The sequence below is a fragment of the Burkholderia sp. 4M9327F10 genome, assembly GCF_005503145.1.
GTDB lineage: Bacteria > Pseudomonadota > Gammaproteobacteria > Burkholderiales > Burkholderiaceae > Paraburkholderia.
This window is the reverse complement of record NZ_SCNV01000082.1, coordinates 20,651-30,805: the sequence shown is the minus strand read 5'-3', so window position 1 is coordinate 30,805 and position 10,155 is coordinate 20,651. Positions and strand designations below refer to the sequence as shown.

14 protein-coding genes are annotated in these 10,155 nt (G+C 60.5%); 5 read left to right on the top strand and 9 right to left on the bottom strand.

What is annotated here, in order from left to right:
- Positions 1-451: 451 nt before the first annotated feature.
- Genes FFS45_RS37995 through traD form a run of 5 tightly spaced genes read right to left on the bottom strand, consistent with a single transcriptional unit; the run spans position 452 to position 4,044 of the window.
- On the bottom strand, positions 452-934 hold the full coding sequence (locus FFS45_RS37995; RefSeq protein WP_137959775.1) for a hypothetical protein: 483 nt from the start codon (positions 932-934) through the stop codon (positions 452-454).
- Between the two features lie 35 nt (positions 935-969).
- Entirely contained in the window at positions 970-1,578 is a 609-nt protein-coding gene (locus FFS45_RS37990; protein WP_137959774.1) for a DUF4400 domain-containing protein, read from the bottom strand.
- The gene (locus tag FFS45_RS37985) at positions 1,565-1,831 is read right to left on the bottom strand and encodes a hypothetical protein (protein WP_137959773.1); all 267 of its coding nucleotides are present in this window, start codon (positions 1,829-1,831) and stop codon (positions 1,565-1,567) included. The genes FFS45_RS37990 and FFS45_RS37985 overlap by 14 nt, the downstream gene beginning before the upstream one ends.
- The gene (locus FFS45_RS37980) at positions 1,788-2,306 is read right to left on the bottom strand and encodes a hypothetical protein (protein WP_137959772.1); all 519 of its coding nucleotides are present in this window, start codon (positions 2,304-2,306) and stop codon (positions 1,788-1,790) included. The genes FFS45_RS37985 and FFS45_RS37980 overlap by 44 nt, the downstream gene beginning before the upstream one ends.
- A gap of 10 nt (positions 2,307-2,316) precedes the next feature.
- Positions 2,317-4,044, bottom strand: a complete 1,728-nt coding sequence (gene traD, locus FFS45_RS37975; RefSeq protein ID WP_137959771.1) for a conjugative transfer system coupling protein TraD — start codon at positions 4,042-4,044, stop codon at positions 2,317-2,319.
- On the opposite strand from traD, the gene FFS45_RS37970 reads away from it, so the two are divergent.
- The 3 genes from FFS45_RS37970 to FFS45_RS37960 are packed head-to-tail and all read left to right on the top strand — an operon-like array spanning position 3,977 to position 4,846.
- Positions 3,977-4,282 (top strand): hypothetical protein, encoded by a 306-nt coding sequence (locus tag FFS45_RS37970; protein WP_349292348.1) that lies wholly within the window; start codon positions 3,977-3,979, stop codon positions 4,280-4,282. The two genes, traD and FFS45_RS37970, sit on opposite strands and share 68 nt — an antisense overlap.
- Positions 4,282-4,470, top strand: a complete 189-nt coding sequence (locus FFS45_RS37965; RefSeq protein WP_137959780.1) for a hypothetical protein — start codon at positions 4,282-4,284, stop codon at positions 4,468-4,470. The genes FFS45_RS37970 and FFS45_RS37965 overlap by 1 nt, the downstream gene beginning before the upstream one ends.
- Before the next feature lie 4 nt (positions 4,471-4,474).
- A complete protein-coding gene (locus FFS45_RS37960) occupies positions 4,475-4,846 on the top strand; it encodes a hypothetical protein (protein ID WP_349292347.1) in 372 nt (123 codons plus the stop codon).
- An 18-nt stretch (positions 4,847-4,864) separates the two neighbouring features.
- Here the strand turns inward: FFS45_RS37960 and FFS45_RS37955 are convergent, their stop codons facing one another.
- Positions 4,865-5,200 (bottom strand): type II toxin-antitoxin system RelE/ParE family toxin, encoded by a 336-nt coding sequence (locus tag FFS45_RS37955; RefSeq protein WP_137959769.1) that lies wholly within the window; start codon positions 5,198-5,200, stop codon positions 4,865-4,867.
- On the bottom strand, positions 5,197-5,463 hold the full coding sequence (locus tag FFS45_RS37950) for a YlcI/YnfO family protein (RefSeq protein WP_137959768.1): 267 nt from the start codon (positions 5,461-5,463) through the stop codon (positions 5,197-5,199). The genes FFS45_RS37955 and FFS45_RS37950 overlap by 4 nt, the downstream gene beginning before the upstream one ends.
- A gap of 232 nt (positions 5,464-5,695) precedes the next feature.
- Here FFS45_RS37950 and FFS45_RS42860 point away from each other — a divergent pair, with 232 nt between their 5' ends.
- Together FFS45_RS42860 and FFS45_RS37940 are read left to right on the top strand one after the other, a co-directional pair.
- The gene (locus tag FFS45_RS42860; RefSeq protein WP_137959767.1) at positions 5,696-6,286 is read left to right on the top strand and encodes a cold shock domain-containing protein; all 591 of its coding nucleotides are present in this window, start codon (positions 5,696-5,698) and stop codon (positions 6,284-6,286) included.
- 260 nt (positions 6,287-6,546) lie between these two features.
- Positions 6,547-7,548: a CAP domain-containing protein gene (locus tag FFS45_RS37940; RefSeq protein ID WP_137959766.1), complete on the top strand. Its 1,002-nt coding sequence runs from the start codon at positions 6,547-6,549 to the stop codon at positions 7,546-7,548.
- A gap of 763 nt (positions 7,549-8,311) precedes the next feature.
- Here the strand turns inward: FFS45_RS37940 and FFS45_RS37935 are convergent.
- A complete protein-coding gene (locus FFS45_RS37935) occupies positions 8,312-9,565 on the bottom strand; it encodes a hypothetical protein (protein WP_137959765.1) in 1,254 nt (417 codons plus the stop codon).
- Between the two features lie 6 nt (positions 9,566-9,571).
- The gene (locus FFS45_RS37930; RefSeq protein WP_137959764.1) at positions 9,572-10,153 is read right to left on the bottom strand and encodes a type 4 pilus major pilin; all 582 of its coding nucleotides are present in this window, start codon (positions 10,151-10,153) and stop codon (positions 9,572-9,574) included.
- Positions 10,154-10,155: the final 2 nt, after the last annotated feature.

Here is a 10,155-nt window from a genome sequence, read left to right as displayed (position 1 = left end):
GTCGCTGTTTGCCGCTACATTAATCTTCGACTGCATACTGGCATTAGATGCTTCTGCGGATCGGCTAAAGGCGGACACTCGGCCCGAACGCACGACGGTCCGCTGTTGGCCGAACGTTGCCTCATAAGCCAGCGGGTCGTCCGATTGAAGCGTACTGCGACCGGATGTCAGGGCGTCACGCAAAAATCGTCAGCCTGGAGTCGTTTGCCCGGATAGTTGACACCGTCGCGCCGATGTCTCTGGCCTGACTCTGACGGTGTCGACGTTGGCGTACGTGCACGTCCCTTTCCTGACGGCACCCCGGAACGGGTGCCTTGCTGGCGGCGCCAGGATCGCCCGCCAGTCTGTTCGGCGAGGAGAAAGGCGTGAGGGCTTAACCGGTTATGGGCCGTTTCCCGGAATGATGCAGCCTTTGCTGTAGCTTTCCGGGATCGACCTTACGGCTGCCTGACTATCGGACCGCGAGGTGTCGGGTTTCGCGCGTCTGCGCCCTGAACCTGTTTCGGCTCGATTCGAAAGCACCGAACACCATCACCAACCCGCAGCCCATAAAAACCGCGAAGAGATAAAACTCCCACAGTTTCTCTTCGGTGTCTTTCGCGAGTGAATCGATCGAGCGTTGCGCGACTCCCCACGTCTTGCACAAGACCCGCGATTGCGGCTTCGCGCCTTCACCGGTCTTCGGATCCTCGCACTGCTCTACGTTGAGGAAGCCAGCGGGGGCTGCGGGACGGTGCTGCGCATTTGCCACGGCCCCGTAAATGTCACGTGGAATGGTCGCAAACGAGAAATGGCTGTAGAGCGCAAGCACCCCGCACAACATGACGCCCGGGATCACAAAGAGCACGCAGAACGCCCACTTCGTCCAGAACGCGACGTGTCGAGCCGCAATCCAGACCGGACGCATGCGCTGCAGGATTTCCTGAAGCTTCATATTGATTTCCTCATTGAATGGTGAATGGTCAGGTTTCATTGATACGACGACGCTGCCTTCCAGAGCAGCAACGCCAGACAGACGGCGACGCCGATCCAGTACTCGGCCAGCACCGGGACCGGTACGATGAGTACCGATAGCGTGACGCCGAACACCAGGAGGATGCCGTGTGCTGCAAGATGAAATGACAGCGGACTCACAAAGCCGGCCGCAGCCGCCTTGATCTTGCGCCGCACGGTGCCGTCGACAAACGCCGCGACACCGAACGCGACGGTTCCGAGCAGCCACAGCTTCATGACCGTCAGCCGGTAAACCGCGCGATAGACCAGCATCCAGAAGTGCCGCACCCATGTCCGCGCAAAGTCGCTCGCGCCGGCGTCGTTGACCTCGGACGCCGACGTCGCCTGAAGCGTCGTCCGGACGATGCCCGGGTCGACGAACACGCGCCTGAAGAGCGTATTCGCATTCTTCGTTGCCTCGTCGGCGCGCGCCGCACCGATCGTCGCGCTCACCGAACTGGCCTCCTCGTCGGACACAACGAACAGATCCGGCGACGGAATGGCCGGCATCACGCACATTGCAATAACGGGGACGGTAAAGAACCACCACTTGATGTGCCCAAAGAACCGGCTACCTGAGGCCATGAAGGTACCCCGCGAGATGGATCAGCAGATAGGCCGGGAACGACACCACCCCGCACAGACCCAGGTAGAAATGCGCCGGCCGCCGGCAGGCAAACATGGCGAGTCCGTAGACCATCGCCCCCGAACTGGACGCGAACTCGGGCGGCGGTCGCGCGTCGGGATCGTCCTGGGACTTCGCCGTGGACATCGCGCGGCGCGCGACGTCCGCCTCAACCCTCGTCAGCTTCGCTATCAGGAATACAGTGAGCGACATCGTAGTCCTCGAAATACATGCGGAAGTTTTCTCCGGACAGCGCCCGTGCGGCAAGCTGGAACGCGGCCGATCGCTGCGTGATGCGCTCCGGGCACTTCTCGTCGACCATCTCCGTCTCATGATCCGCATAACGTGCCTCGAACACCGGCACGGGTTCGAGCATCGGCGACCATACGTGATAGCGCTCGCCCTGGCGCGCGACATAGCGCCTTGCATACAGCAGATGGGCGTGTCCGAAGAGTCCCTGCATGAACGCAATGTGGGGCTCACCGGCCTTGCGCTCGCGCCTGAACGCGGCGATCGCCGACACCAGCATCTCCTTGACGAGCGGCTCCTTTTCGCCCATGAACCTCTCCCCCACGAAATCGGCCACACGGGCGCACGCAAGCTCAAGCTCGGGCGCCAGCGTGAACACCGGCAGCAGGCGGGTCGAGAGCTTGTAGTCGCGGATGATTTTCTTGAATACGGCGGACATGCGTTGGTTTTCAGCCTTGTAGGATTGGAATGCGGCCCTGATGCACCGTGCCGCCGGAGATGCGCAGGAAAAACTGCAGGTTCGGCAACCGGTGAATCAGGTCTGTCGGGACAAGCGGAACCTTCTCCAGTTGAAGCGAGCGCGACACACTGCCATTAAATTCACCGACATGTGCCTCGCTACCGGTACTCGTTGAACTGTTGATCACGAGGTTGCGGATCGCCGTCGTTCCGACCTTGTCGGAGAACCACAGAGCCGTGTCGCTGTCTTCCAAGCGTAAGATGATCTGGTTATTGAGGTTGCCTAAAACCTGCAGCATTTTTGCGGCATTCCCCAGGCGCGCCTCGAGGTCAGCCCGTGCCTGGAAGGCGACAAATGCCTTGAAGCCGGCACCGCGCCCCTTGTTCAGCACCTGGATCACCTGCTCGTTGATCGCCTCGGCAATCTCGTCGATGATGAGCACCACCTCGGGCGGCGAATCGTAGAAGTTGTAGATCGAACCGCACACCGCCGCCACATCGGCGAGGATCATCGAGGCGATCGCCTTCTGCACGATGTTGTTGGACAGCGAGTCGAGGCCCATGTACAGCACGGCCTTCTGCCTGATGATCTTGTCGATGTCCCATATCTCGCGCTCATCCTCAAAGTCGTCGACCTTCGGGGCGAGCATGAGGCCGGTTTCACCGGTCGCGAGCATCTGCAGCAACGGAAGCGCGGACGCAATGATGCGCATGTAGTGCTCGCGGTCATGTACGTGCGTCGCGATCAGCCCGTCGATCGCTTCATGACCGTGGTCAAATTTTGCAAACCGCGCGTTGTAGAGCGCCACCATCCCGTCGACTGGAGACGCGCCGGGTTTTTGCCCAAGGCTGGTGAGGTTCGTCGCAACAAGCGTCGCCCAGTCCTCAAGCCCGTTCTCCCGGAAAAACCGCGTGAGACCCTTCTCCAGCAGCGCAGTAATGCCGGACTGCGCGTATTTCAGGATCGAGCGCAGCGTCGGCTTGTCGCCGATATAAAGCTCGCCCTTCACCGCGCGGTCGATGAAGAGAAACGCGAAGTCCTGGAACGGCCCCTCCTCCATCAACTGTGCAATGCGGCTGGGGATTTCCGATGGCTGTGACCAGTTCTCGATCGGGTTCAGCCGGATCGATTCGGACGGCTTGGCCTGGTTGAAGTAGAGGAACTTGCGCCCGGCGCGCCGGCACTCTTTCTCAACCCGCCTCTTCCACTCCGCGTCGTTCTTGGGGTCAACGATGAGCAGCACATCGCCGAGATGGATCACCTGCGTGGAAATGACCTCGTAAGTGCGCGTCTTGCCCGAGCCGGTCGTGCCGCCAACGAGGGTGTGGCCGCCCATCGCCTTGTAGTGGAAGGGCACCAGTCCCTTCTTCGGCTCCATGCCGTGAATCCACGACACACCCTGCGGCGCGGTATCGGGAATGCTGTCTGCGGGCGCAAAGACCGATTCGATCGCCTCCTCGATCTTTCGGCCCGTGCGGGTCTTCGAGAGCCACTTCGGCATACCGGGGATGTCGGTGGACGGCATGCGCAGGATGTCATGCGCGATCTGGCAGTGCTTCTGCGTCCACTCGTAGCCAATGCCCAGATACATCGAGTTCGCTTCGGCGCGCATGCGCTTCTGGATCGACAGCAGCTTGTGGACATCAAGCGTGGTCAGCCATTTCGTGGAAATGGCCATCCGGAACCCGGCCGAGGCGCTGATCGCGACCAACGACATCTACAGCCGGCTGTTCGGCGGCGCGCCCCTGATCGGGCCGGATCGTGGCTACAACCTGACGCGATCGATGGTGGCTGACACGCGGCTCGCACTCGCGCCGTGCCGCTCATGCGGCACACACTACGTCGTCTCGAACAGCGACGCCAAGATCGAGATGCGAAACAGCTTCGTGTGTCCCGCCTGCAACCACCAGCTCGGGCCGCGCCGGCGGGCAGCCCGCAAAGGAGGTGAAAAGTGATGCAGGTGCAGCCTGATGAATGCACGGACCCGGAACTGCCGGCCGGGCTGATCGTGTTCGCGGCCAACGGCAGCGCGCAGTTCGGCTGGCGAAATCCGGAAACCGGCGAGTTCTATTCCGAATCCGACGGCTCATGCATCCGGCACGTCGTCGGTGCTGTGGAGTGGCACGCAGACCGGATGCACTGAGAGGATGGCAGTGGAAGACTTCGACTACCTTTTGCCCGACAGCAACGCAGCCTGGCTTGACGGCCGCGGCGACGGCCGCTTCGAGCAGTACGAGCGGTTCTACCAGACCGAGCGCGCAGGCAGGGCCGATGCGTTCGAACTGGAAACGGTCAACGAAGCGTATGCGCTGTGGGCTGGCCAGCAGCCGTCCGTGCTGCTGCGCATGTTCAGCGCACAGTGGTTCGGGCGCGTGCTCGTCGCTTTCTTCTGCGTCTATATGGGTTCGCGTGCGGTGCCGGCCCTCGCGGGCGCGGCGCCGCTTGCGACCGGTGTCCTGCTCGGCAGCGTCTTTGTAGGACTGCGGATTTTTCACTGGAAGCGGCGCAAGCTCCGGTAGCTGCCGCGGTTCACACGCTCAGTGGTAATCCTCTTCGCGCTGGTGACGAACAGCGAGGATCGTGACGTACCGGCTGGCTTCGTCAGCCAGATCGACCCCGGCCCCCTGTTGGCCCTCGATCTCGAACAGGGCCACGTAGCCGGAGCCACCAAAGGAGACGACCAGCTCACGCAGGAACGGATTGGCGTCATCCAGCTTGCGGCATGTGAACGGGAAATCCCGCAGGAGGTCGGTAGCCTTGCGGATCGCCTCCAGTGCGCGTACTGCCGCACCAACGTCGTGCTCGAGCAGGAAGCTGTATAGCCTTTTAAGGTCATCGCGCGCGCCGCGCGTGTAGCGGACACGAAAGCTCACCGGACCTTCCGCGCAGCGTTCAGCATACCTTCGAGTTCGGCATGCACGTCGTCGGCGCCAAAGTACTCGTTATCGCGGCACGCCTGTTCTCGCGAGTCGAGCCCCCGCGCAACGAACTCGCGCTGCAAGCGCCGACGCGCGACGCCTTCGCGCAGCGCTGCCTCCATGAACGCGGACAGGGTTTCGTTCTGGTGGAGCACGTCTTCGGCGGCCTGTCGCAGTTCAGGATCAACGCGCAACGGCGGCATGGTTGCATTTTTCATTGGATTCTCCGTGCATCGCAAATGTAATGCAACTATACCACGTCGATCGACAGCAGGCACCGATTCAAGTTTTTACGCGAAACTCCCGAAAACCCTAAGATCACCAATCCCAACGAAACGACGGCCAAATCTACAACCCACCGAATCGACCTCGCGGAAGATCCAGGTAAAAGACAGTTCCGACCTAAAACCCGACCGCGGCGATCGGATATCGATAAAAAGAGAGGACTTAATGCGCGGCACAGTGAAATGGTTTTCGCAAGAAAAGGGCTTCGGCTTTGTCGTTGGCCAGGACAACATCGACTATTTCGTCGGTGTACGGGACGTATCGGGAACGACGTTACCGGAGAATGGCGACACGGTAGAGTTCGAGATCACGCACGGCAACCGGGGGCCACGTGCAACGAAGGTGACTATCATTCAGCGCACAGCAACACCAGCGCAAACACGACACTCAAACGATGATCGTGCGATATGCGCGACGTGCCAAAAAAAAATGGTTCCGCGGATGATTACCTACCGGGGTGAGCCGAAGAAGTCTGTCTGCCCCTTCTGCGGCGCAACCTACAAAGACTTCGGATGGTGTTTCATCGCTACTGCTGTTTTCGGCGACTACGAGGCCCCTGAAGTCCTAGCCCTTCGGGCCTTCCGGGACCGCGTGCTCAGTCGGTCGAAAGTTGGGCGAGCAAGCATCTCACTCTACTATCAGGTTTCCCCTCCCATTGCCGATTTTTTGCGCACCAGGCCCAGGTCGGCAACCGCCATGCGTTTTGTACTGCTCGCCCTGATTCGTGTTGCGAAGCACTGCAAAGGCCCTGAGTGAACACCATGTGCTTCATAGGGCTGATTCATCTGGCATCACGATCACCACGCAGTATCCGTTACAAAAGAAGGGCGATCTCAAGTTATTAGCGGATCTTTCCGTTATCTCTAAGGTTCTGTCACACCATACTTGCAAATCGCACAATATCCACGATCGCAAATGCATCCAGTCACCCGCGCGACGACTTGACTTTGTCTGGCGCCCAATAAGATCAAATCAAGGCTGCGCAGAGGGCGCGGCCAACAATCGAGGACCAACCTATGAAAAAGAATATGCAGGTAACACTCACCGCACTGGCTATCGCCGCATCGCTTTCGCTCTCCGCTTGTGGCGGCGGTGGTGGTGGCAACAGCGGGAGCAGTTCGGGCAGCACTTCCAGCGGCACGTCGTCGAGCAGCGCCAGTACCGCCACAAGCGCGAACGTTTCGACGCCGCAGTACAGCGCAGGCAGTGCCCAACTCGCCGCTTTCAGCCTGTTGAACCAGGAGCGCCAGCAGTGTGGCTTCCCTGCACTCGTCGAAAACACCCAGCTCGACAGCGCCGCAGCAGCACACGCCCAGTACATGAGCGCGAACGGCGGAACCATCACCGATACGGAAGTTTCGCCCAGTGCGGGATTCACAGGCGACACCTACGCCGACCGCGCCACTCACTTCGGTTATCCGCAGAACGTCTACGTTGGCGGTGTTAGCGGCGGCTACTACACGAATGCCACGCTTACCAATACGCAGTATGGTCAAAATCTTGTCTACGAATGGCTAGGCGGGGTCTATCACGTTGCTATCGCCTCCTGGCCGATAACGTCTGTGGGTGTGGGCGTAAGCCAGATTTCGTTTGACGGTTTTCCGGAGATCCAGGGCTCGCTGAGCATCGCAAATCTGCAGCCGATGACCACCAGTGGACCGTTGACTTTCCCCTGTCAGGGTACAACCGGCATCGCCTACCAAGAAGCAGCTGAATCTCCCGCACCACCCAACACGTCGGGCGCGTTCGGCACCCCGGTCTCTGTTACAGGCAACCCGACCGATACTGTCGTACTGCAAACCGGAACGATGACTGACACGTCGGGTAACGTAATCAGCCTTCAGGTGCTCAACTCGTCCAGTGACCCGAACAAGCTGATCCCGGCATTCGAAGCGGTCGCGTACCCTGCTTCGCCGCTCTCGCCGAACACCACCTATACCGTCGCCCTCTCCGGAACGTACGACGGCACGGCGTTCTCCCGGAGCTTCACTTTCACGACCGGTAACGTGATCGGATAACCCAGCGCTTAACCGACCAGTTCAGGGGCACATCGCTCCGGCATCACCGCTTCAACGATGATGCACGCGCTTTTCAAATGCCCCGTTATCAATGACAGATGGCGGGGCATTTTCTTAGTGGTTGCACTGCCCGTTACTAACCCCATAGGCGGCAGCGAAAACCGAGTCCAGATTGCCGCCTGGCGAAACCAGACAGACCGCTTCGTATGTGTTCTGAAGGTTGCATGCCTCCCCGATCTGAACATACGGGCCTCTTGCAGATGCGATATAGGTCGTATCGCTTGCGCTACTCACGGGATAGCCAACACCTTCCGCATACTGGATCCAGAAGGACAGATTTGCCCCAGGAACCATATTCCAGTTCGTCCAGCTCGCACCGATGATGTACTGTCCTTGCAACGTTATAGAGCCACTGAGCTGGTACCCTGACGGGACACTCGCGGTACAAAGTGTGGTGGGATCAGGTGCTGTCGGAATCGGCGCACAAATCAGCCCCACCCACGACGAGCCGTTCCACGTCGGCGAAGCTGTTTCCACATACCCATTCGGGCACGTCGGTGCCGGCGGCGGCGGCGGATCCTGACACGAATAGTGTCCATTGGTCAGCGTCCATACCGTAGGCGCGACACAGTTAGGGCTGTACGGCTGGGGAAATGCCCCATTCGCTCCAATATTCAACTGGGCGTTGGCTGTCTGGATCATCGCCAGGACGACCGCCAACAGAAAACTCACAACGGTACAAGCTCGCTTCATTTTTTCGCTCTCATTCGTTGGCGTAGTAACAACCTGCGTCCACTTCCGCAGTCAGGCCCAGCTGATCCTCGTAGGCATTCTGGCTTGCATCAAACTCCTGGATATGGAGCATGTATTGCCCACCCGACACGTAATAGGAAAACCGCACGGTCTCCAGCGGCGGATTGGACGCGACGTTCGCGCCCGCCGAGTTCGGAATGATGGTGACCCACGGATTGCCATTTGGGCATGTAGGGATATTTGTTCCCCAGCCGTTCTGCCACCCAACATTTTTCGTCAGCGTCTGGAAATTGCTGAGAAGCTGGCTGAGCGGAATCCACTGGCCTGACTGGTTGCAGACCCAGAACTGGTTAGCGCCCCTCATCGTTACCGTGTTCCAGGTGCAGCTACCCGCGGTGGTGTTGAAATTCACCGTACCGGCGGTCATCGTGCCGGTCACTGTCTCATTGCCGTTGACGGTGGCCGACCCGGTATCGATCGGCGCCGGCGCCGTGCCCGCGGCGTTCTCTACCTGCAGCGTGCCAGGCGTCTGCACGGCGTTGCTCACCGCGACGTTCGAGGCCGCGAGCGTCGGCGCGGCAATGGTTCCCTGGGCATCAATGCTGCCTACGTTGTGCAGATCCACGCCATTCACGTTCTGGCTGCCCGTCCACGTCAGGCCGCCGTCGCGCCGGATGTACAGTGAATTGCCGTCCGTGCCCGGCCCGTTGGTCGAGAGAATGACGCCCGGGACACTGCCCAGCGGATTGGCTGCGGTCCACTGACCGTTCAGCCCGGTGATGGTCGACGCATTCTGGTTGCGCGAATAGCCGAACTGGGCCCCGCCTGCCTGCGCGATCTGCGATGCCCCGTCGACGTCGTACGTACCGCCCTTAATGAGCGGCTGCGACGGATACACCGCGTACGAGATTGCGCAGTTCCCTGCAGCCTCGGTACACCCTGCAGGCACCATCGACATCTGGATCACATACGTACCACCCCAGAACGGACCGGCGCTGTGTGCCTGCTTGAGGTCACCGGCCGCGTAGAGCTGAGCAACGGTCGGTGGTGTGATCGTCGCTGACCCGCTCGCGGTGTACTGCGCGAGGAGTGTCGCGTAGTTGGTGTTTGCCCAGTCGCCGATAGCGTCAACGAGTGTGAGCTCGTTCTGGCCTTCGGCGGCAAACAGCTGGGCACGCCGGTTCGCAAAGTCCTTCTGGATGCCGATCACGGTCATCGCAGCGGCAGCGACCAGCACGATCACCATTTCGATGATGCTAACCATGGGCATCTAGTTCCTGGTGGCGTACATCCCGACCGACGCAGTCGGACCGGCAGACGCACAGGCGGTGGCGGCCGTGGCGCTGCTAAACGCTGTATTCGGACCAGACACGGTCGTACCGTTCACCGTCACCATCGAGTAGGTGTCCGACAACGCGGCAACGCTCAGCGAGCACACCACCGCCGGAAGTGGATACGTCAACGCTATCGAATCGTCCGCGGTCGAGACCATGCCCGGAGCTGCAGTCACGCTGCCACCAAACATGCCTGTCAGCGTGCCGTTCGTCGTGGATACCCGTGATCCGGCTTCATCAAACGCGTGATTCTGGGCAAGCGTGCCGAGCGTCTCGTTCGCAAAGTCCGTATCAGTGGCCGTCGCATCAAGCACGCCCGAGTGGAACATGCTCGCCTCATTCCTGAACTGCAAGGCGTGAATGCGATCCATCGCAAAATGCCCTGCGGCCACCGCGAGCAGCGCGAGCAGGGCCGCGCCGGCGAGCACGCCGCCGCCCTCAATCCAGGAGAGTTCGCCGGTCTGGCGACGGCGTCGCGCCATCCGGCGCAGGTTGGTACGGCGGGTGTTCTGGTTCATAT